General features: G+C 48.9%; 14 protein-coding genes. 4 read left to right on the top strand and 10 right to left on the bottom strand.

Annotated features, from left to right (window positions below):
* The 7 genes from Pan241w_RS15895 to Pan241w_RS15925 form a co-directional block, all read right to left on the bottom strand.
* A complete protein-coding gene (locus Pan241w_RS15895; RefSeq protein WP_145217735.1) occupies positions 1–2,961 on the bottom strand; it encodes a PSD1 and planctomycete cytochrome C domain-containing protein in 2,961 nt (986 codons plus the stop codon).
* Positions 2,958–3,722 (bottom strand): IclR family transcriptional regulator, encoded by a 765-nt coding sequence (locus tag Pan241w_RS15900; protein WP_145217737.1) that lies wholly within the window; start codon positions 3,720–3,722, stop codon positions 2,958–2,960. Before Pan241w_RS15900 ends, Pan241w_RS15895 begins: the two co-directional genes overlap by 4 nt.
* Positions 3,723–3,839: 117 nt before the next feature.
* Positions 3,840–4,631 carry a class I SAM-dependent methyltransferase gene (locus Pan241w_RS15905; RefSeq protein ID WP_145217739.1) on the bottom strand — a complete coding sequence of 264 codons (792 nt, stop codon included), beginning with the start codon at positions 4,629–4,631 and terminating at the stop codon, positions 3,840–3,842.
* A 123-nt stretch (positions 4,632–4,754) separates the two neighbouring features.
* Positions 4,755–7,364: a putative bifunctional diguanylate cyclase/phosphodiesterase gene (locus Pan241w_RS15910; protein ID WP_197999958.1), complete on the bottom strand. Its 2,610-nt coding sequence runs from the start codon at positions 7,362–7,364 to the stop codon at positions 4,755–4,757.
* A 286-nt stretch (positions 7,365–7,650) separates the two neighbouring features.
* Entirely contained in the window at positions 7,651–10,752 is a 3,102-nt protein-coding gene (locus Pan241w_RS15915; RefSeq protein ID WP_145217743.1) for an efflux RND transporter permease subunit, read from the bottom strand.
* A gap of 54 nt (positions 10,753–10,806) precedes the next feature.
* The gene (locus tag Pan241w_RS15920) at positions 10,807–12,267 is read right to left on the bottom strand and encodes an efflux RND transporter periplasmic adaptor subunit (protein WP_145217745.1); all 1,461 of its coding nucleotides are present in this window, start codon (positions 12,265–12,267) and stop codon (positions 10,807–10,809) included.
* A 125-nt stretch (positions 12,268–12,392) separates the two neighbouring features.
* A complete protein-coding gene (locus Pan241w_RS15925) occupies positions 12,393–12,908 on the bottom strand; it encodes a hypothetical protein (protein WP_145217746.1) in 516 nt (171 codons plus the stop codon).
* Positions 12,909–13,467: 559 nt separating this feature from the next.
* Between Pan241w_RS15925 and Pan241w_RS15930 the strand changes: the two genes are divergently transcribed.
* Entirely contained in the window at positions 13,468–16,983 is a 3,516-nt protein-coding gene (locus tag Pan241w_RS15930; RefSeq protein WP_145217748.1) for a mechanosensitive ion channel domain-containing protein, read from the top strand.
* Positions 16,984–16,992: 9 nt separating this feature from the next.
* On the opposite strand, the gene Pan241w_RS15935 is transcribed toward Pan241w_RS15930, so the two are convergent.
* Together Pan241w_RS15935 and Pan241w_RS15940 are read right to left on the bottom strand one after the other, a co-directional pair.
* Complete coding sequence (locus Pan241w_RS15935; protein WP_197999959.1) at positions 16,993–17,451, bottom strand: YiiD C-terminal domain-containing protein; 459 nt, start codon at positions 17,449–17,451, stop codon at positions 16,993–16,995.
* A 130-nt stretch (positions 17,452–17,581) separates the two neighbouring features.
* On the bottom strand, positions 17,582–18,370 hold the full coding sequence (locus tag Pan241w_RS15940) for a hypothetical protein (RefSeq protein WP_145217751.1): 789 nt from the start codon (positions 18,368–18,370) through the stop codon (positions 17,582–17,584).
* A gap of 386 nt (positions 18,371–18,756) precedes the next feature.
* Here Pan241w_RS15940 and Pan241w_RS15945 point away from each other — a divergent pair, with 386 nt between their 5' ends.
* The 3 genes from Pan241w_RS15945 to Pan241w_RS15955 all read left to right on the top strand — a co-directional run bounded on the left by Pan241w_RS15945 (position 18,757) and on the right by Pan241w_RS15955 (position 22,936).
* Positions 18,757–19,497, top strand: coding sequence for an alpha/beta hydrolase (locus tag Pan241w_RS15945; protein ID WP_145217753.1), 741 nt, complete (start codon positions 18,757–18,759; stop codon positions 19,495–19,497).
* Positions 19,498–19,706: 209 nt separating this feature from the next.
* Entirely contained in the window at positions 19,707–22,013 is a 2,307-nt protein-coding gene (locus Pan241w_RS15950) for a hypothetical protein (RefSeq protein ID WP_145217755.1), read from the top strand.
* Positions 22,010–22,936 (top strand): ABC transporter ATP-binding protein, encoded by a 927-nt coding sequence (locus tag Pan241w_RS15955; RefSeq protein ID WP_145217757.1) that lies wholly within the window; start codon positions 22,010–22,012, stop codon positions 22,934–22,936. The genes Pan241w_RS15950 and Pan241w_RS15955 overlap by 4 nt, the downstream gene beginning before the upstream one ends.
* Positions 22,937–22,953: 17 nt before the next feature.
* Here Pan241w_RS15955 and Pan241w_RS15960 read toward each other — a convergent pair whose 3' ends face one another.
* Positions 22,954–23,757, bottom strand: coding sequence for a carboxylesterase family protein (locus Pan241w_RS15960; RefSeq protein WP_145217759.1), 804 nt, complete (start codon positions 23,755–23,757; stop codon positions 22,954–22,956).
* Positions 23,758–23,958: the final 201 nt, after the last annotated feature.

Below are 23,958 nucleotides of genomic sequence, written 5' to 3' on the forward strand. Positions count from 1 at the left end.
TTATTCAACAAAAAGAAACTCATTGCTGTTTAATACCAGACGACAGACCGTCGCCAGACCATGCTCGTTTGCTAACTTCGTCATTGATTTCAACTCTGCAGGCGTCGGCTCGCGCAGCCACGTCCACAATACGATATGCTTCACCTGATCAGGCACGTTGTCGGCAGACTTCTCTGCCCGTTCCGCCATTTTCTGTGCATGATGCAAAACAAACCGATTATTGAATAGCACCAGCGATTGCAACGGCGACGCTGAAAACCCGCGCACGGGAGCCAGCAATCCGAGATCAGGGAAATCCAGCGCATCCATCAACGGGTCAGCAATCCCGCGCCAGACGACGCGATAAATACTCCGCCGGTAGGCCCCCGGGCTGTCGAGATCGAACTTATCATAGTGCAGTACCGGCGTCGCCTGGGGACCGGGTGTTTTCGTAAAATATTCGACTCCCGGCCCGCCCATTGTCAAATCGAGCTTCCCACTGGCCTGTACGACGGCATCTCTGAAACTTCCGGCATCCAGCCGCTGCCGCGACATGCGGGCCAACAGACGATTTTCCGGATCAATTTTAACTAACTGGGGTTGATAGGCCGAAGACTGCCGATACGTTTTGCTGTTACAGATCAATCGATGAATGTGCTTGAGCGAACCATTATGGTCTCGCAATTCGCAGGCCAGCCAGTCGAGCAACTCGGGATGAGACGGCGTGCCCCCCATACGTCCGAAATCATTCGGCGTATCACACAAGCCTTTACCAAAATGATAATGCCAGACACGATTCGCAATGCTCCGCCAGGTGAGTGGATTCTTTGGATCAGCGAGCCAGTCAGCGAGTGCTGCGCGACGTGCCGACTCGGAATGACCGGGCGGCAAATCAAATCGGCCCGGTAAAGGGGATAAAGCCGTTAACGCACCCGGGCCAACCACCTCACGGGGTTTTTCGAGATCGCCGCGTGATAAGATACGAACCTCGCGCAGGCCAGGAAATGTTTTCTTCCCCCCCTCATTAGCAGCAGCAGAAGCAGCCGCGTAGACATGAACTTTGGGTGGTAGTTTTTGCAATTCCTGATCGGCACGATGCTCCAGCACAGTAGCCGCCAGCAACGTCTGTTGTTCGGGCGTTCGCTGTTCTGCTGGCACACTCAACACCGTTTCGACTTCTGCCGGTAGAGCGATGACGTTCAACTTGGGTGCATCGGTCGCTGTCAACTTGAAACGGCCAATAATATGTGCGCCGCCATGAATCTGCTTCAAAGTCACCGCCAGACGGGAGCCCGGTTCAAAACTGAGCGGACTTTTTAATTCAAACACGGCGTAGTGACCGACTCCCACACTCGGATAGATGCCCCAGGCGGTTTTCGGGTTCCCATCGAGGGCATGCTGAATCGTCCAGCCTGCCTGGTTGAAGTCAGCCGTCGCCTGACGAATCGGCACCACTTGCCCTTCCTCGGCATGAGGGGGAAAGAGACGCAGTTCGAATTCACTCAGATGCAGGTTCCCGTTGTGTGCCCGCCCCGGTCCTTTGTGCGGTAATGAATCATCGGTCAGTAGATCAAGTCGAACTGCAGTGATCGTCGAGAGCGTCGTACTCGCGGTCACAACAATCGTTTCCTGATCAGGAGGTTGTCCTGTCGAAAGCACAGAGGCATCAGGCTGGCGTTTCAGTGTCGCGCCATTGGTCGAAACAAAAACGTCCGGTTCCAGAGGCAACCAGTGCGGTTTCGGACCACGCGATTGTTCCCATTCTGCGACCAGCTTCAGGTTGTCCGGCTTTAAAAGCAGACCTGCATTCTTCTGCTGTGCGGCAACTTTAACCGACTGCCAATGTGCGCGCTGGTCTGCGACTGCCTGATCGGCATCATACGGGACATCTCCTTTGCCAATCCCGGCAAACACCGCCTGTAGCGAGAAATAGTCGGCTTGTGTAATCGGATCAAACTTATGCGTATGACAGCGGGCGCAATTTGCAGTGGTACTGGTGAAGGCCCCCATCGTCTGCGTCACTAGATCATCCCGATCCAGGTATTCAAACGATTTCGGAGCCGTCGCGGCGGCACTGGAATCGTAGGGACCTGCTCCGAGAAAACCCAGTGCCACTGTCAACTGGGAAGACTTCGGAAAGAAGTGGTCAGCCGCCAGTTGTTCTCGAATGAACTGTGCCCAAGGAATATCCTGATTGAATCGCTCAATGACATAGTCTCGATACCGCCAGGCATGGGGGCGAAAGACATCATGTTCGAATCCATGCGTGTCGGCATAATGCACGGTATCAAGCCAGTGCCGCGCCCAGCGCTCACCGTACCGTGGCGAGTTTAAAAGTTGGTCGACCAGACGCTCATAAGCGTTCGGACTTTGATCGGCCATGAACGCCGATACTGTTTCATAAGTGGGATGCAGTCCGTGTAAATCATACATCAGACGACGGATCAGTGTGCGCCGATCCGCTTCTGGCGAGGGAGTTAAGCCTTCCAGTTTCAAACGAGCGTGAATAAAGGCGTCTATCGGGTTCCCTGTCCCATCGCCAGGAAGACGAGGACGGACCAGCGGTTTGAGAGACCACCAATCAGTGGCATTCGCGAGATCAACGACTGGTTTTGCGGTTCGAGGATCGTGTGCCCCCTTTTTCACCCACTCAACAAGAATCGCAATTTCCTTTTCAGACAGCTTTTCGTCCGGCATTTTTAAATCGGGATCGCTGTGCCGTATCGCTTTAATCAGCAGACTGCCTTCAGGATCACCGGGTACGACCGCGGCACCACGGCTTCCCCCTTTCTTCCACCCGCTCTGCCAGTCCAGGGTCAGCTCCCCTTCCATGACGCCCGCTGAATGAGAATGACATTCATAACAATGTTTCTTCAGCAGGGGTTCAACGGAATCACGAAAGAAGGCGTTTTCATCCGCCAGCGCAAGTCCACCATGTAGTATTATCATTAACAAAAACAAAGCGGTGCGGATTCCCTTCATCGGTTGAGCCTCCCGGCAATCTCTTCAGCACACTGCAATACCTGTTTTCCCACACTGGCGAACAGACTTTTAGGCATTCGTTTCGACGGAGCCGAAACCCAGACCACGGCGAGCAACTTTTCTTCTTTATCCAGAATGGGCGAGGCAACACAGTGAATGCCTTCATCGGCTTCGGCAAAATCGGTCGCGTAGCCTCGGCTGCAAATTCGCTCGCATTCCGTTTTCAACTCATCAGGATCAGTAATCGTACGTGGCGTGTCTTCTGTTAAGGGAATCCGTTCAATCGTCGTTTCAACATCTTGAGGATCCTGGAATGCCAGTAGTACCTTGCCGGGGGCGTTATTATGCAAGGGAAAGCGGAGCCCTACATCGACGGCAATTCTCAGCGGATGCAGGCCGCTCACCTGTTCGATGATCACGCCTTCATCCCCCACGCGGATTCCGAGTTGGATGGTTTCCCGCGTCTCGTCACGCAGTTCCCGCATCAGCGGCAGGGCTTCTTCGACCAGGCTCACATCCCCTACCTGAGGCAGCCCTAATGCCAGAAACTTGGTCGACAGCCGAAAGCGCTTGGTCAGCGGGTCACGCTCCAGGTACTGACGATCGGTTAGCGTATGCGTAATCCGAAAGACCGCGTTTTTATTCAGCGACAGTCGCGCCGCCAGCTCACTGATGCCCAGACCTTCCGAAACCTGGCTCAACGCTTCCAGCACATCCAATCCCCGCTCCAGCGCAGGAACACTCGTCGTGGCGGTTTTCATTCACTCCCCTTCAGAACAGGATAACGTCACACATACATAACGCGTCCCACCAGAGTAACGGCAAGTCACATCAGTGTCAATTGATATCTCGCTTTTGAGAGACGGCCAGCCGCAAATTCAAGACGGTTCGGGAGATTTCACAGGCCAGCCGGCAAGGTAAGGCATTTTGATTTGACCACATTCAAGCACTTCGGCTTTCCATTGATACTGCTGTCCCGGATCGGCTTCTTTCGCCATTGTTAACATTTCATCGACGGTATAAGTCCGTAATACAGAAACCAGGCCATCCCAGAAAATCAGTGCGGGTATTATCGGAATCAGATAGGTCAACACAAGCCGCCAGATTCGAAAGGGGCGAATGAATGGAGTTAAGATGATCACAAACAGCGGTGACAGCGCAAAGCGAATCAGATGTTCGACATCGCGTTGTTGCGCCTCAAAAAAAGCAATCGGCTGATTAGCTGCCATTGCGTTTTTGAGAATCGCGACGACCTCTGCCGGTTCAAAGTGATGCAGACTGAGAAATTGTGTGCGCAGACCCGCCAGATCAGAGGGGACCGCTCTGGCATCAATGCTTCGTGACTCGATAACCACAACCTGTGTTAAAGCGGACGCAACTTGATTCATACCGGACTGATTCGGATAACGGTCCGTCAATCTGATCTGTAAATCCGGAATCTGTGCCTGCAACTCGGGAACCAGACTCAACCAGGGTCCCCCGCCGCCGGAGGCAATGTCGACGATCTGTGTACGACCGGTGTGCTCCAGAACGTCTTTGAGAATTGGCAGGGCACCACCAAACAGATGAAACTGACTCGACACAAACCGCAGATAGTCTGTCATATAATCCCGCAATAGACTCGGCAGCCATTGACAGTCGCCAAACTCAAACAGACGTCGTCGTTTCATATCCCATCGTCAATATATGAAGAAAAGAACTGGTGATTTCCTGAATGATTCGCAGGATAACCCAATCTCCACTCTGATGGGAGTCAGCCAGACGATAATTCTATGCCAACAGGTGTCATCGGCTTATGCCATTTGCGGTACAGAGTTAAAACAGGCGTTTGGCTGCTTTAGCAGATATGCTTCCAATTTCTCTGCCGGCATGGGACGTCCGAAATAATATCCCTGTCCAAAGTGACAACCCAGCTTTTGCAGGGCCGTGACCTGACTCGCTTCTTCAATCCCTTCCGGAATCAACATGATGCCCAGATTTTCTGACAGTACGACGAGCGAATTGATCATTGCCGCCATGCCTTTGGTCCGTTTGACCTCGGCAATCAAGGAACGATCAATTTTCAGAGTGTCCACTGGAAACTGATTCAACGACGCAAATGACGAGCGTCCGATGCCAAAGTCGTCAATGGCCAGTTTTACTCCGATGGCCTTAAGATCTTTCATCGCCTGAATGGCAGACTTGATATCAGAGGCAAATGCATCTTCAGTCACTTCCAATTGAATATGCTTGGGGGCAACTTGAAACTCTTCTAAAGTGCGTTGAACCGTATGGACTAAAAGTGGACAAGCAAATTGTTTCCTGGAAAGATTAATGCTGATCATGGACGGAGTTTGATACTCCAATCGTTCTGCCCAGTCAGCATATTGTCGACAGCCCTCTCGCAAAACCCATTCTCCCAGTTCAATAATCTGCTGGGTATCTTCAGCAATCGGAATGAATTCACCAGGACTGATAATTCCGTGTCTGGGATGATTCCAGCGAATCAAGGCTTCGACACTACAAACGGCACCACTTTCCAACGATACAATTGGCTGATAAAACAATTTGAGTTGCTTGTGTTCGATTGCCTTTCTGAGGTCATTTTCCAGCATCATTTCCCGCATCACGCGTTTGCGCATGGAATCATCAAAAATCACATAGCGACTTTTCCCCATCCGTTTTGCTTCATACATCGCGGTATCGGCATCGCGAATCACATCTTCCGCGCGTTTGTAATGCTTATTTCCGATCACAATGCCCATACTGGCTGTCGAATAGACTTCGTGATTCTTCAGATTGTAAGGCCGGGCAAAATCAATCAACAGACGTTCGGCTACCGTAACTACTTCGTCTGTATTTCTGATCCCATCCAGTAGAATAATAAATTCGTCACCGCCTAGCCTTCCCGCAGTGTGTCCAGCAACTTGACGGCTGATAGAATCTGTACAGCGCAATTGATTTCGCAACCGCGTTCCGATTTCGACAAGTAACATATCGCCGACATCGTGTCCCATACTGTCATTGACCATTTTAAATCGGTCAAAATCAAGAAAGATCACTGCGTAATTTGAGTTTGACTCTCTACGGGATTTCTGCAGCACCTGATTCAAGCGATCATGAAACAGCGCCCGGTTCGGCAAACCCGTTAATTTATCCAGCAGAGAGGCCCGTTCAAAGACTTCCTTACTTTTGCGCAATTCAATCTCGGCTTTCTTGCGTTCGGTCACGTCAAACACCACGCCATCTACCATCACACCATACTTGCTGTCAGCGGCAACCTGTCCCTGTTCCCAGACAAATCGAATCTGACCATCTGCACGCACAACCCGGTAGCCGACTTGAAACGACTTCGGCTCTTTTGCAGCAACGCGAATGGCGGCATTCACTTTCGCAACATCTTCAGGGTGAATAATACTGGCAAAAGACCGAACTTCATTATGCACCAGATCAGTGGCAGGATAACCCACAAGTTCTTCGACCGTTACACTGATGAACTCTAATGTCCGATTCTCATCTACATGAGAACGAAAAGTAACACCAGGAATATTATTCACCAGAGTTCGAAACTGCTGTTCGCTCTGCTCCAGCTCTCGGCGTTGTGACTCAATTTTCTTCAAAGCGTCTTCTATTTCATCTTTAGCCTGAATCGCCTGATCCCGAGCCAGTCGTTCAAGTTCTTCACTTTGCTTCAGTTCCGCATTGTAAGTCTGAAGCTGATCATTGGCGGTCATCAGTCGTAGATTATATTTTCGGAATAAGATGACCAGAATCAATCCTGGTGCAACAGTCATGAAAAAGACAACCGCTACACTGATTCCTCCGCACCAGACAAGTTCGCTTCCACTTTTCGTTGCATGGGTTGCTGTGTCGACAGCCAATCGGGATGAAGCCATAATCAGCTCGCGCATCCCATCTTTAAAAGGGGACATCGCCTGATTCGCCTGCTCAGGTGAATCGATCTCTCCCGAATCGATTTGCGCCACCACAGACATAAAATGTGTACGGTATTGTTTGACAGACTCATTCAGCAGTACCTGCAAACGTAATTCTTCCTCATTTGCAATCTGCCTGCTGAGGAAATCAGTATCAATGGAAAGCTTGTTCCAGGCAGTCTGCCACTTTTTCAGATAAGCGGATAATTTCTCGGGATTCTGCAAATTCAGAAAAACGTCTTTTTCATAACGCCTGCACTGCAATACATCAATCGCCACTTTACCGGATAGGGACTGCCTGGCGACGTCAACATGTATCACGTGTCGAGTGAGAGCGACCTGCTTGAGCTCATAGATCAGAACAAAAACGCCAAAGACAATGACAACGATGATTCCGATCAGAGGAATGACTGGCCAAGAAAATGGAATGACATCTTGTGTTATTCTATCCTGATTTTTTATTTCATCAGCTTCTGGTATTTTGTTCATGATTCTCGCTTTAACCGTATGAGTGCCTAACGATCTCATGAAACCTAGGTTATTTTTTATCTAAGAACCCTGTTTTCCCTCATTCTCAAGAACCAGAGCCCTATTTGCAGTAATACACCTCCACCCTCAAATGAACAAAAAACAAGCATACACCTCAAATGTGTTTACTAAACCAGTATTTCTGTAAAGCCATGAACCACGCTACTTTCGCCCGATTGCGAATCGCGCAGCAACACGTAGTTCCTCAATATTGAACAGTCATAAAAACAGAATCACTCCCTCGACCTCACTCAAGATGTCCCGTTTCAGTCTCCTCTGTTTCGATCAACTTAGGAGCAAACCAGGGATAAATGGCGGGGACCACTAATGAGGTCAACAGAGTCGATGTAATCAAACCACCAATCACCACACTGGCGAGCGGACGTTGCATTTCGGCTCCATCACTTTGAGAAAGTGCCATCGGCAGAAACCCGAGACTGGCCACCATCGCCGTCATCAATACAGGACGTAACCTCGCCATCGCTGCCTGGAATGTCGCATCCTGAACGGGCACTCGATCTTTTACGCGCAGATTCTCAGCCGCACTCACCCAGACCAGACCGTTTAAAACTGCTACACCAAACAATGCGATAAATCCCACCCCAGCCGAAATACTGAAAGGCATATCGCGTAGTGCCAGCGCAAAGATGCCCCCTGATGCAGCCATCGGAACCGCCAGAAAGATTAATAACGCCAGACGGACTGACCGAAAGGTGGTGTGCAACAGGAGAAAGATCAACAACAGAACAATCGGGGTGATAATCACCAGTCGCTTGCTGGCAGACTGTAGATTTTCAAAATCGCCGCCCCAACGAATTTCATAACCTTCCGGCAGCTTGATCTGCTCTCGAACTGCCTTTTGGGCATCGGCGACGAAACTGGCGACATCCCGCTCTCTGACATTGGCTTGAATAAAGGTCCGCCGACGATTCGATTCGTGTTCGACCGAAGGAGGTGTCTCTTCAAAACTGATCTCCGCCAGTTCTCTCAAAGGGACAGGGGCTCCCATCGGATTAGAAACCGGCAACTGTTCCAACAAATTGATTTTCTCGCGCCATTTTTGCGGAATACGAACAATGATCGGAAAACGGGCGCGGCCTTCAAAGATCAGGCCGACCTGATGTCCCCCCAACGATGAAACGACATCCATCACATTTTTCGCATCCATTCCATAACGCGCCAACACATCCCATTTCGGCTCAATCCGAATCGTCGGCAGACTGGACTGAATGTCCGCTTTCACATCCACGGCTCCCGGTACTTTTTTCAGAACCCGTTCGATTTCCTTCCCCTTAGAACTAAGCATGGCTAAATCGTCGCCGTACAACAACACGGCCACATCGGCTTTCACACCGGCGACGAGTTCATCCACGCGCATCTCAATCGGCTGTGTGAACCCAAACGCCACCCCCGGTACACTGCGATTCAACTCCTCAGACATCTGCTCAATTAACTCATCTCGTGTTTTCTGCTCTGGCCATTCTTTCTGAGGTTTCAATATGACCCAGACATCAGTCTGATGCACGCCCATCACATCATTGGCGATCTCAGGCCGTCCCGTTTTACAAAACACGGTTTTGACTTCTGGGTATTTGATCAGCACTTTCTCAATCTGCGTCGACATTTCCACCGAGCCTTCAATTGTCGCACTCGGCAAACGCACCGCTTCCACCAGCAAATCCCCCTCTTCCAATCGGGGCATAAACTCGGCTCCCAGATTTCTGCCGACAGGCAAACTGATCAAAAACACCAGCAACGCCAAGCCCACAGTCATCCAGGGACGTCGTATCGTCCAGGAAACCAGGGGACGATAGATCCACTTCACCCAGCGAATCAACCAGATTTCTTTCTCGGTCATCTTTTTCGGTAACGACAGCGACGCCAGTGCAGGCATCAGCGTGAGAGACAGCACCAGCGAACCTGCTAGAGCAAACAACACCGTCAATGCCATCGGACGGAACAGTTTTCCTTCGGTTCCCTGCAGTGCCAAAATGGGGAGATACACGACGGCAATAATCAATTCACCAAACATTGTTGGTTTACGAACTTCAATCGCGGCGTCACGAATCACTGACAAATACGGTTTCCCGGCTTTGTTCATCGAGAGCCGTCGAATACAGTTTTCCACAATAATCACGGAACTGTCGACAATTAATCCAAAGTCGATTGCCCCCAGGCTCATTAAGCTGGCGGTGATACCGGTTGCCGCCATTAAGTTCGTCGCAAACAACATGGATAAAGGAATCGCGAGTGCCACGATCAGCCCCGCTCGAAAGCTGCCCAGCATGACCAGCAACACCACGATCACCAAAATACCGCCTTCAACCAGATTCGTCAGCACGGTTCGGAGCGTACGGCTGATCAGAGACGAACGATCATAGGTTATCTCTATAGTCACTCCATTCGGAAGCGTTTTTTGAATTTCTGCCAACCGTGCTTTTGAAGCCGCGACGACTTCTCGCGAATTCTCACCAATGAGCATCATCACCAAGCCAGTGACTGCTTCCCCTCTTCCATCGCGTGTCACGGCACCTTGTCGTGTCATAGGAGCAACTTCCACATTCGCAACATCACGTACCAGAATGGGTGTGCTGTTGGGATCATGGCGTACCACAATGTTTTCGATATCGTTTTTGTTCTTTAACAGTGCCTGACCACGAATGAAACGCTGCTCGTGGTTATGAACCACATAACCTCCGCCGGCAATCGAATTATTATCCTCAATGCGTTTGAAGAGATCTTCCAATGAAATTCCATAGCTATTCAGTCGATCCGGATTCGGCTGCACCTCAAATGTTTTATAGAAGCCGCCATGCGTATTGATTTCCGTCACTCCCAGCACTTCGCGCATTTTGGGTGCAATTTCCCACTCCAGCATCGTGCGGAGTTGCATCGGAGTATAATCTTCACCGCGAACTTCAAATTGCAGGATTTCCCCCAGCGCGGTTGCTAATGGCCCTAGTTGAGGTGTCCCATAACCTGGTGGTATATCGGCGGCAGCAGCTGTGATTCGTTCTGTCACAAGCTGGCGCGCCCAGTAAAGATCGGTGCCCTCTTCAAATACAATCGTGACGACCGAAATTCCGAATTTGGAAACGCTACGGACTTCTTCTACCTTAGGCAGACCGCCCATCGATGTTTCTACCGGATAGGTGACATAGCGTTCCACTTCCACCGGGGAAAGAAAGCCTGCATCGGTGACGACCTGAACCTGCACGTTCGTCATATCAGGTACCGCGTCAATTGGTAAATGCAGGGCCGAGTAGAGTCCTCCAGCCGCCATGAGTAATGTCAGCACCAGAACAATGAATCGGTTCGCCAGTGAAAATTCAATTAAATGAGACAGCATCAGGATAACTCCAGCAGAAAGCAGAAAAACAGGTGAAGCATGATCGCAGAGAAACTACTCTTCTCGTTCCAGCAACAGTTCGGACTTCAGTGTAAAGGCTCCGTCCTCAACAACCTGTTCTCCGCCGTCAAGACCGCGCTCGACTTCGATCCAGTCTTCTGTTTTCAATCCTGATTGAATATCAACGCGACGAAACAACCGATCGGAGTCCTTGATAAACACAAACTCCTGGGCAGCATCATCCAGCACTGCTTTCGCAGGCACTGCAATCACATTCGCCTTCTCTTTTCCCGGGATCATGACCTGGGCAAACATGCCTGGTCTGAGAATTCCACCCGGATTTTTGATCTCGGCAATCAAAGGAACCGAGTTTGTCGTGGGAGAAACTTTGCGCCCCAGATAATGCAAACGTGCCGTGAATGTCTGATCGGGAAACGCGTTGACCTTCACCTTCAGTTCCTGTCCCCCATTCAGTGAAACAGCTCCCCAGTCAGATTCGCGAATATCAGCGGCAACCCACAGCGTATCGGTTTGCGCCAAAGTAAATAAAGAATCCGAACGATTGACGCGTTCTGACTGACTGAAGGTCCGTTCTTCAATCGTCCCGGCAAAGGGGGCGATGATTTCCAGCCGCGACAATTTCTCAGCGGACTTCATATCGTCGCTATTCAAATCGATCCCCGATCCGATCAACGACTCCAGATGCTGCTGACTGATTGTCATGCGGTGTTCGGCATCGTTGAGCTTGGCCAGCATCTGATCTCGCTCCAGACGAACATCATAAATTGATTGCTCGCATAACGCCTTCAGGGCAGCGCGGGATTCCTGGACGTCCGCTTCTCGCATCTGTTTTGTCTGTAGAGAAATGGCACCTGACTTAGCCAGCGGTGCCGACTTTTTATCGATCGTCAAAGCCAGCAGATATTGAGAATAAGCGGGTAATAACTGCGAACGATAATTACCCAGTTTGGCATCCGTAAATTCTTTTTCGACCGACTCCATCGTGCGCTGGCTTAGCAATGCATCAACGAGTTTCTGTACATTATTCTGGATCAGCGACTTCCAGTCATACTGTTTGCGAACCAGTTCATACTCTGCCGCTTTCTGGAGAAGATCAGCACGCGCTGTTCCAATTTCCGGGCTGTTTAACACGGCAAGGACCTGCCCTGTTTTCACAGCATCTCCCGGCTTGACTTGAACATCAACCAAGACTCCTTCCGTAGGTGCCTTGATTGAAACATGCTTTCGGTCATCGTACTGTAATCGCCCCGGGACAACGCGAACCTGATTCATCGACTGTCGTTTGACTTGTGAAAACGTGAACTGAACCGCCTTGATCTTCTCGTCTGTGAGTTCAATCTGAGCAGAGCCCTGTTCGGGTTCATCAGTACTTTCTGTATCCTCTGTTTCGGCAGTCTGATTATCGACTGTCAGATTCTGCAGATGCGGCCAGAGAAAGCCAATTCCGATGACTGACACCACAATCGTCAGGATTAAAAAGACGCGTGATTTCATTATAAAATTCTCCCGCAATAACGGAAATTGAGAGAGGAATCATGCAGTGTTTCGATCAACGAATCTTGAGCGGCGCATGATTCCGGTCGTAAAAGTAAACGACATTCTTTCAGGGAGAATCGAAATCAGCAGAGAGAAACGCTGATTAAATCATGAAGTGCCTGGCTTGGGGAAGCCTGAAGGAAATGCCCGACCTTTGCTTGATTCTGATGAGCGGGCAACTCTGAATGCGAGAGCATAGAAGCACATTTCAGGCTGGCAGGTTCCAGCATCTGCTGCAGTAAAGTGGTTTGTGCAGATCCACAAACAGGCAATATCTGTGAAGACTCGCCGATAATGAAATAGTGCTGAGCAGGAAACCGTTTTTTGAGAGGGTCACTACTCTTTTCTTCCCCCAGATAAACGAAATGCAGATGCCAGCCTTGTTCAGGAGCTTGAGTCTGCACCAGATTCGCATGGTATTGATCCAGATGGGAAGGCAACCAATGGCTATTATTCGCGACCACCGGGCTCATTTCATGGTTATGGAGCCAGGGAAAAGGCAAATTCCACAACGATAGCAGCAGACAGACACGAATTAAACATCGTGTTGTCCAATGCAGTTGTGCTTCATAGTCAATTAGAGACGAATGGATTTGCACTGGTACCATACCAAAAGAGGAATAAAAGGACGCTTGTCCCAAGGTGGGGAGTTGTCGCGAAACAACTCTAATGTTATTATTTGTCCCCTACCTGGAATATGTCAAGTCTTTTCTTTTCAGGAACTTTGCACTTCTTAGACAAGACACTTCGTCTCAAATCCTTATTGAGACTCGGTCTCTCTCCCCAGAACACACGTCTACGTACCCCAGGTTGCTCACACTGCTCGATTTCGTTACTTCCGAGTTCATATAATATCGCCCTCTACATACCAAAGACATGAGGCTGCAATTCCCATCGATGACAGTCTTCGCAAAATCATCCTCTGATTTGACTCTGAAAACGGATAGGTCTACCTCCCATGAGCAGCAAATCTGCGTTGTCCAATCGCGAGGCTTCGAAACCAGAAAAAGATTGCATCACAATGTGCATTTTCACAAAGGGATCAGGCATCACACCTTGCTCAAGAGAGCCCCGACCAACTAAACTGACGCTCGCAGGAACGGCAGCTCTTACCTGTATTAGATTACCCGCTTTATTTCAAACAAAGTTAAATTCCGTATGACTCATTGTCGTAAGTATATAAAAACATCGCTACTCCTGGTCATTGCTCTGTCCTGGTATTCGTCCCTGGAATTACAAGCGCAACTTCCCTCCAAGGCAACTCCTCAACCATCAAAAAACGGCTCATCTCAGGATGAACCAACCATCACCGCTGAGGACCTTCAAAAGCGAATCGATCAGGTCAAAGAAATCAAAGACCTGACCGAGGAGAATCAGAAAAAAGCAATCGACTTTTATAATCAGGCACTGGCCAATCTAAAGAAAGCAGATGATTTCCAAGAAGCCGCGATCAACGACGCAACCAATACTCAAAATGCGATGCAGCGGCTGAATGATCTCAAAGCCAAAATTGAAAGCTTGAGCAGAAAACCGGCGCCTTCCTACGCACAAATCAAAAATCTACCCCAACTCGAACAGATGCTGGTCCAGGCAGAGCCTCTATTGGAAGAAGCAAAACAGAAGCTGGCGAGTTGGGATGCAGAAATCGCTCGTCGTCCCAACCGTCAGAAAGAAGCCATAAAACGTGTCAGCGAAATTGATGAAAAGCTGAGCGAAATTCAAAAACAGTTAGCAGTCCCCGCTCCTGCAGATGAACCGGCTGCAGTAACCGATGCCAGAAAAAAAGAACTTGAAACGCGTCTGAATCTTCTGAAAGCGGAAAAGCCGGCTTTAAAGAACGAGCTCAGTTCGTATGACGCAGAGGAAACGGTCGGATACCCTCGAATCAATCAGGATTACTTAAAGCTGCTCGTTAAACAGCAAAAAGACGAGATCGACGCCTTAAAAGAGCAGATCAAAAGCAGACGGGCCATTGAATCCCAAATGCGAGTCGAGGAAGCCAGAGCCAAAGTGTTTGCCACCCATCCGCTTTTACAACCACTGGCTGAAAAAAATCAGAAGTATGCCGAAGAGATCCAGTCGCTCAATCACAAAATCGAAGCCATTGATCAGAAATATTCACAAACAAGCAAAACCCTTGAAGAACTTAAAAAAGAATTCACTTCCACCAGAGAAAAAGTGAAATCGATTGGTTTAACAGGCCCCATTGGTTTACAGCTCCGAAATCAGCAATCATCACTTCCCGATATTGAAAGCTACCATCAAAACATTGAGAAAGGCAGCGCGCTCTCTAGCGAAGTGAATCTAAGACGATATGAACTGGATGAAGAATGGACAAATTTTCCCACAGCCGAAGCGAAAACAGCGGAAATCATCAAAGAGAGTCAACGAAAGCTAACCAAAGAAGAGGAAATCAATCTCCAGAATATTGTCGAAGAAACCCTGGCGAAGCAGAAAGAATACTTAGACACCCTTATCAAAAGTAACAATAATTATTTCGACAAGTTAGTGAACCTGCATGTTGCCGAAGAAGAGCTGATCAAGCAGACTGACACCTATTCAGACTATATCCAAGAGCGTATTTTCTGGATCAGAAGTTCCCCTCCCATTTCCATCTCCGAGTTCAAACAAATTCCCGGCTCACTCAAATGGCTCTTTTCCCCCACACACTGGAAACAACTCTTCCAGGCCATCCAGCAGGATATCATAAAAAATCCGGTCATTTATGGAACCGCCTTCTTCTGTTTTCTGAGCCTGATCTACCTGGCGTATAATGTGCGGCAGCAATTGCGCATCATTAACAAAGAAATTATCAGAAGCAATTTCCGCAAATTTGCAATTACCGCACGGGTCGCTTTTCTCACGCTGTTTATCGCCATCGTCTGGCCGGGTTTTATCTGGTTCCTCGCCTGGAGAATCGGCAGCAATCCCAATGCACCGATTTTCGTGAAAGCCGTTGAATACAGCTTGAGACAAGTGGGCTGGCTGTTATTTTTCTGGGAACTTATTCGACAAATCTGTCGCCCCTTAGGTCTCGGTGAATCTCATTTTGGCTGGTATAAGCAAACCGTCTCCTACGTCCGCAGAAATATTCGCTGGGTGATCCCGTTCTCAATCCCACTCCTGTTTGTCACGCTTTTATTGCATGGGAAAGAAGTCGAGCGGAATCAGGACTTCCTGGAACGTCTTTTCTTTGTGGCTTTACTGGTGGTCTATACCATCTTTGCCCGCCGGGTCTTTCATCCCCGCTCCGGTCTCTTTCAATCAATTCTGAATTACAATCAGGAAGTCTGGTACGACCGATTCAAATTCCTCATTTATTTCTCGACACTCGTCATTCCCAGTTCACTCATCATGTTAACGCTCATCGGTTTTTATTTTACAGCGATGAGTCTGTTTCATCTGATCTTCGTGACGCTCTGGTTATTTTTAGTCGTCATTTTATTCAGAGCATTACTGTTGCGCTGGATTTTGATTCACCACCGCCAACTGAGTTATAAACAGAATCAGGAACGATTGCAGGCACTCCGCAAAGAACCTCAGGACACCAGCACAGAAGCAACGATCGCGGGAATCACAGGTATTACCATTGAAGAGGAAAACCTCTTTGACCTGACAAAGATTTCTTCTCAGATCAAAAAGCTGATCAATGCCTCGATGAGCGTGGTCCTCCTGGTGGGAATTATCTGGATCTGGGGTGATACGTTGCCTGCCTTTAATCGACTGGATACGTTTGAAAATCGAGTCTGGCTCACAACCACGCAGACTGTGGAAGAAAGCACGGATGACAAGGGAACTCTGACTACAAAAGTCGTCGAAAAACTAGAGCCCGTCACCTATCTGGACGTCATGGTGGCACTCATCCTTGCCATCTTTGCTGTGATCGCCACAAAAAACATTCCCGGGTTTCTGGAATTTCTGGTGCTACAACGACTCCCTCTGGATGCACCGGTGAAATATGCCATCACCAGTCTGGCCCGCTATGTGATTGCCCTGATTGGAATTTTCATTGTCTTTTCAACGTTGGGCTTAGGTTGGACAAAACTACAATGGCTGGCAACCGCGCTCACGTTCGGTCTGGCTTTTGGACTGCAGGAAATCTTTGCCAACTTTGTATCCGGCCTGATCCTGCTGATTGAACGGCCAATTCGCGTCGGCGATATCATCACCGTAGATGAAATTACTGGTGTCGTTTCCCGGATCCGAATGCGTGCCACCACGATTACCAACTGGGACCGCAAAGAATACATCGTCCCCAACCGGGAATTTATTACGGGTAAACTGCTGAACTGGACTCTGACTGATTCTGTCAATCGCATCACGATCACCGTGGGAGTTGCCTACGGTACTGATACGAATAAGGCCTCTAATCTGGCAATGAAGATCATCACCAACCATCGACTGGTTCTGTCAGATCCTGTCCCCAGTATCACCTTCGAATCTTTTGGAGACAGCACACTCGATTTAACCATTCGTGCTTATCTGCCCGATCTCGAAAATCGGCTTTTGGTAATACATGAACTGCATACCACCATCCACGAAGAATTCAACAAAGCGGGAATTGAAATTGCATTTCCTCAGAGAGACGTGCATCTGTTTTATGGGGATAAATCACTCGAACAGACGACATTAAATATAAACCCTGATTCAGCGGAAAAGCCTGAGCAGCCTTAACCTTTGATTTCAAGATGATTCCAGCCGCTTCGCCACGAAGGTTCCATTGATCACAGCGGCAACTTCGCCATGAAGCGTCACGTGTGATTGCAGTTCAATCCGGGCGCGCCCTTTGCGTTGTAATCCGGAGTAAAATTGCTCCCAGAGTTGATCGTCTGGAAAAGGGCATTCGCCGAGGAAGTCAGATTCAATCGGCCTGAGAAATTCCATCTCACTTTTCTGGATCACGATTTTGTAACGGTGACCGTCTGCCCTCAGTCGCAGATGGATGAAGGTCCAACCCGCCAGAATGCCGAGGCTGGCAATACTGCCTCCAAAAGCCGTTTCCTGATGATTCAGATTCGGCGCCAATCGGGCACTCAGCTTCAGAATGTCCTTTGCTTCCGGCAACACTTGAATCTGCATGGCCCGTGTGACTGGAATGTGCTGATGCAGGTACGCCGTCACTTCCTCAGCATCAAAATCCATCTTGGGTATCCTTCCAGCAACATGATCGGCGTACATTCGAAACTCGAAAGTAGTGTGATACATCATCTGGAAAAACACAAGTGTTGCTGGTTCTTCATCGCGAATTCATCAATCCGGCTTTCAATCACAGTCACCCCGCAGTAGGCGTTGGCGGAAGAAATTCAGGCCCCTGCTTGGAAGGGACGGAGCGATTGGGAGGAATCGCTGGAGGAAACACGGAAGGCTCCTTACGCGAAGGCTTCCAACGGGAATCATACTTGGGCTGAAGTGCTTCAGGCTGACGAAGTGGCGTTGATGGCTGTTCCCGTTCCGTTTCAAAGGGCGCTCCGGAGCGAGGAGTGGGAAATAACCTTCTTTCTGGCAGAGCTTGTGGATGAGGTGCATACTGGGCTTGCAACAGATCAATCGAATATTTCATTTCCTTGAGCGTCTGATTCAGCGCATGTAGATTTTGCTCCGGTACCATCCGGTAAGGAAACCCCTGACACTGAAAACAGGGCTGTGGGTAACCATTCCCACCGTAGAACACATAACCATTCGGTCCGGTTGGTTTGATCACGGGATCACGCAGAACCGGCAATCTACCTGCCCGCAGAGTTTGATCCAGATCATCTACTAACAGATTTAAATCAGATAACGCCTGGTCCATGCCCTGAACTGGCGCATTTAAGATAATCATCCGGTGAATCTCGTCCGCCATTTCGTGAATGTCATAAGCTTTGTTAAACAGAGTACGTTGCCCTCTGATTCCGCGAAACTTCGTTCGAATTTCTCGGCACAGAGTATAGGAATCACGATTGAGCTTCCCGCCAATCAATTCCGGACTCAAAGTCTGCTGAGCGTACAGAGTACTATTCTCTATGACGACAAGGATCAACAGCGCCGCCAGACTCACCCGGTATAGGTATTGTTGAAACATCACATTCTCCCTTCATGTGGATAAAACCAGCTCACAGCTGGTGGCTCCTCTTTGCGATAGACTCTTCATTCTGAATGACTCTTACTAAGGCAAAGCATGTTCCTGAAATGGAAGATGGCAAACACGGCACCGATAAACACTTTCCCATAGAGTAGTTACTGCATAAAATTGTTTAACCAATAATCTGGACCGGAAACGGTTCCAGAGAAATCTGGTGCGATTTCGATGACAATCAGATCAATTTGATGCCCAGACGCATGTAAACTTGACTCGTAGTCCCGTTCATTCAATTGCCAAACTTCTCTGACTTCGGCACAATAACCGGGTATCGCGCAAATCAACCTTAAACAAAGCCCTTACAAATACTTCGGAAGATTCAGGATTCCATGCCCCTTACAACCAAAACTATTGGCCCGCTCACTTGCCAGATTTATGATGAACTTCCCCCCGGACAATCCCCGAAAATCATTTCCATTGTCAGCCACGGATTCGGTGCACCAGGAGATGATCTGGTCCCGTTCGGACCTGAAATTCTGGGCAGAACTCCTGCCCTCGCTGAGCAGGTTCGCTTTATTTTTCCAGCAGCACCTCTCTCCTTGATCGAGATGGGGATCCCCGGTGGTCGCGCCTGGTGGATGCTGGATATTGCAGAGTTGAATGCCTCCATTACCTCAGGAAAAATTCGGGACCAGAGAGACAAAACCCCCGATGGCTTTTTAGAAGCGGCTCAACAATTCCGAGAATTCGTCGATGAGCTACAAGCAGAATCGGGATTACCCCTCTCTCAGATTGTGCTGGCCGGTTTCTCACAAGGTTCGATCATCTCAACCGAAGTCGCCTTAAGCCTGCCTCAGCCACCGGCAGCACTGGTTCTCTGGTCAAGCACTCTGCTATGTGAACAGAGATGGACATCCATGGCGGCAAAATCAGAAAAGTTTCCCATTCAGCAAAGCCATGGCAAACAGGACCCCATTCTCCCGTTCGCAGGGGCAATCTGGCTGAAAGACATGTTCGAGCAAAATCAATTCACGGTTGATTTTTCCGAATTTATGGGTCCGCACACCATACCGGAAATTGCACTGGACAAATTTGGTACCCTACTGACTGATTTGACGAGCACAGACTGAATGAAGAACAGGTTAATCTGTGGAAACCCCTTATTTGTAAAGGCAATGCATTGAGACTGGTCCCTGCTCTAGACATAATACGAGATTATATATTTGTTTTCATTTTACCGCTGCAATTCGGCCTTATTGCGAATTGAAAGCGCTCTGTCATTCTCAAAAACTGATTCCTGAGATTCACGTTTCAACAGACGGAATCAGAAAAAAAACGCATGAAATCATCTCTTTTATTTCAAATCAATACGATCTTCTCATTGCTTCTGCTTGTACTCAATGCTGGCCAGCCCGCTCTTGCAGCAGAAGAAATACAGCCCGTTGAAGTGAAAAGTATCCAGGTCGGTTTTGATGGCCTCTATAAAGTTGGCCGCTGGGTTCCGGTGACTGTTGAACTGACGACGAATGTGCCGCTGGATCTGCAACTCTCTGTCGTTGCGCTGTCACCCGATGGCAACCCGACAGAAGTTCCCTCGAAAGTCTACTCACTCTCCGAAAAGGGTGATTTTCAGCTGTATTCCCAATTCAAATCCGGTTTACTCGACAGCCCGATTAAAATTCGGCTCCGCGATGTAAAAACACAATCGATCCTCCGTGAATTCACATATTCCCCCCAATCGTCTGCGAACAAATTCACGGCGGTCGACCTGGAGCAATCGGCAGAGCTCTGGGCAACGATCGGTTCGATTCCCGGATTCGATCCTGTTTCAAGCCAGGCATCGGAAACGATCGATCAAAACCAGAGCCAGTTCACCACGTTGATTTCAAACAAGTCCGTCTTGCCTGAAACCTCTTATGGTTATGACTCTCTCGATACATTAATAGTAGATTCAGATTATTCGGTCAGCGCTGATAAAAATCGGGCTATCCGAAACTGGGTCGCCAATGGAGGCCAACTCGTTGTTTGTGTCGGGAACGACGTGGAAGCCTATCAGAAAAGTGAATTTGCAAAATGGGTACCGGTGAAAGTCAGCGGTAAGAATCGAGTCCGAGAGTTAAGCAGCCTGGAATTATTTGCCGCTGTTCGTTCGCGGATTCGAGGTGTTGCGACAGCCGCCCGGATTGAAATCGATGCCGGCGAGGTCCTGGCTACTTCCCTGGATGGACCACTGCTGGTTCGGGTCCCCTTCGGACTGGGTGTTGTCACATTTCTTGCTCTGGATTTGAATACCAGCCCCCTCGTCAACTGGGAAGGTTTGAATAATCTTTGTACGAAACTCGCGACCAGAACCAGGCAGACTGCTTCCAGCGTTCAAAAGAATGATACGCTAGGCAAACGAATTTCACAGACCGGCATTTCTGAAATGGAAACGCAGGTTATCCACTCACAGCAGAATTTTCCGGATGTCAACAGACCCTCTCACTGGTGGGTTATGGCGCTGGTTCTGTTTTATCTCCTGGTGGTGGGACCGCTCGATTATTTTCTGGTCCATCGCATTCTGAAGAAACCGCATATTACCTGGATCTCGTTCCCGGTCATTGTTTTGCTGGCAGCCGTCTGGGGAATCACCACCGCCCAAAATGACAATGGCACTACCCTGCAGTCAACTCAGCTTAACCTCGTTGACTACGATGCCTCAACCGGTCAACTGCGAGGGCGTTTTTACCTGAATTTATACAGTCCCGAAATGCGTCGGTATCAGGTCAATGTTGCTTCAACTTCTCCTGGAACACAAACTCCGGTCGAGTACTTTCCGACTCAGCTCTGCTGGAATGGCTTACCAGAAACTACATTCGCGGGCATGTACCGGTCTGCGGAAGGAACTATTACAGGCCCCGCCTATCAATTTTCAGAAAAATCTCAGTCCATCACAAATCTACCGATTCTAAAATGGGGCACAAAGAGTCTCAGAGCTGACTGGTCTCGTCAAAACCCCAATCTGCTCGAGTCTCGTCTGACGGGAAACAGTTTAGGCCAACTCTCTGGAACACTCACACATCAGTTTTCGGGTCCCCTGAAAGAGTGGGTGCTTGCCTATGGAAATCGAGTCTATCTGCCGATTGTAAAGCCCGATCAGCTTGAAGATTCTTTCATTCCCTCCGATCAGACCTGGGATATTAATAGCTCCCGAGTTGAATCACGAAACATCAAGGGATACCTGACCCGAGCCGTCTCGCGCCGGATTGAACAAAAAGGGCAGCACAATGCCACTATTGTGACCGTGCAAACCGACTATGACCCGTTCTCCAAAAACACATACGAAATCCTGAAAATGCTGTCTTACTACGAAATGTCAGGCGGCTTTGGATATACCAGGCTTTCAAATCTCTCAGCAAAACAACTGGATCTGTCCGAGCAATTACGTTTGGGAAGAGCCGTTTTATTCGCCAGACTGGATACGCCACTCAGCCAGGTGCAAATTGATGAGCAACAACTCGATCAGAAGCAACAAAGTACATATATTAGAGTGGTCATCCCCGTTAAGAAATCAACAGACATCCAATATGAATTACCTTCGCTGGATAAAAAAGACGATCAGCCGAAGGATCAGAAGGACACACCTTCCGGGAGCGATAAAGAGTGATTGAAACACGCAATTTAACCAAACGTTATGGCGACTTGATCGCTGTCAACAATATCAACCTGAGCTTGGGAGAAGGCGATGTCTTTGGTTTTATCGGCCCCAATGGCTCCGGTAAAACCACCACCATGCGGATGATCGCCACACTGCTCAGCCCCGATTACGGTGAAGCATACGTTTGTGGGAAATCGATCTATACGCATCCCGAAGAAATCCGAAGGCTCGTCGGCTTCATGCCTGACTTCTTTGGTGTCTACGATGATATGACCGTTCTGGAATATCTTGAATTTTTTGCTTCCGCCTACCGAATCAAAGGACCACAGCGTCGGAAAGTCTGCGAAGAAAAACTGGAACTGGTCGACATGACCTTCAAGCGAGACGCGATGGTTAATCAGCTCTCTCGCGGACAGACGCAACGCATCGGCCTGGCGCGCGTCCTGCTGCACGAACCCCAGGTTCTTTTGCTCGATGAACCAGCCAGTGGTCTCGACCCACGTGCGCGAATCGAAATCCGCAATCTACTGAAACGCCTAGGAGAACTCAAGAAAACAGTGATCGTCTCCAGTCACATTCTGCCCGAACTGGCTGACGTCTGTACGCGCGTCGGAATGATCGAAAAAGGCAATCTGATCGTAGACGATAACGTGGACGAAGTCATGAAAAAAGCAAGGCAGCGGATTCTGCTCTACGTCGGCGTGAGCGAAAATACAGAAAAAGCCGCCGCCCTGCTTGAGTCTCATGATCTGGTATCAGACATTGAAATCCAAAATAATGTCATGCTGGTCACTCTGCAAAATGATGTTAAAGATTATACTTTCCTTCCCTCGCTGTTGATCAATGAGGGGTTCAAGCTGAACTTGTTCCGCGAAGAGGAAATCAATCTGGAAACAGCATTCATGGAATTGACCAAAGGTCTGGTCCAATAACACCACTCAGCCGTTTCTTATTTCTTTTTGGCAGCGGCTCGTTTCGCTTTACGGGCCTCTTCCGCTTTTTTCTCAGCTGCTTTCACCTCTGATTCGGGCTTTCGTTTCTGTTGCAGCAGCCATTCGTAAACCTTCGGATTGTTATACGTCTCCGTCCACGAATCGTGGCCTGCTTCCGGATAAATCGTGAAAGAAACATCCGCATCCGCTTTTTTCAACACATCCACAAGTACCTGGGAACGCTCCAGGGGGACGGCTCCGTCTTTAGCTCCGTGGAACACCCAGATCGGGACATGCTTGATTTTTTTAACCCAGAATTTTTCTCCCCCGCCACAAATGGGTACCAAAGCCGCAAACCGGTAAGGAGTATAAGCGGCCAGAGACCATGTCCCAAACCCGCCCATGCTTAATCCGGTCACATAAATGCGATCTTTATCGACACGATATTTCTTTTCCACTTCATCTAACAAGGCGGTTAACTCGACTGGCTGCCAGAGTTGGTCTTTCGGGCATTGGGGAGAAACGACAATAAAGGGAAACTGCTTTCCGCTTTTGGCCAGTTTTGGCGGCCCATGCACGGTAACCAGATCCAGATTGTCCCCGCGTTCCCCTGCACCGTGCAGAAATAACACCAGCGGCCATTTTTCTTTTTGCTCATAATCTTTCGGCAAATAAATCAGATAGTCCATTTTGACCGGAATGGTCGTATTGAGTTCAGCGGCCCCCTGTGTTCCGGACTTCGCTGTCTCTTCAGCCTGTACTGCTGACAATCCAACAAGCACAAACAAAGCCAATAATCCTGGTCGCATTTTCCGCAACATCGGTTTCGATCTCCCTTTATTAGAAATGTTGTTTCTGAGAACTTAAGCAAAATAGGACACGAGCATGACAGAGAATTTTGCAGAGTTCAAGCCTCTACAATAACATCAATAGGTCAAAAAACCACATGTACACCACGCCTAGTTAAAAATACCCACTCTATACAAAACAGTAAAGCAACTGATCTAACTCGATTCTGAGTT

Source organism: Gimesia alba (assembly GCF_007744675.1).
GTDB classification, from domain to species: domain Bacteria; phylum Planctomycetota; class Planctomycetia; order Planctomycetales; family Planctomycetaceae; genus Gimesia; species Gimesia alba.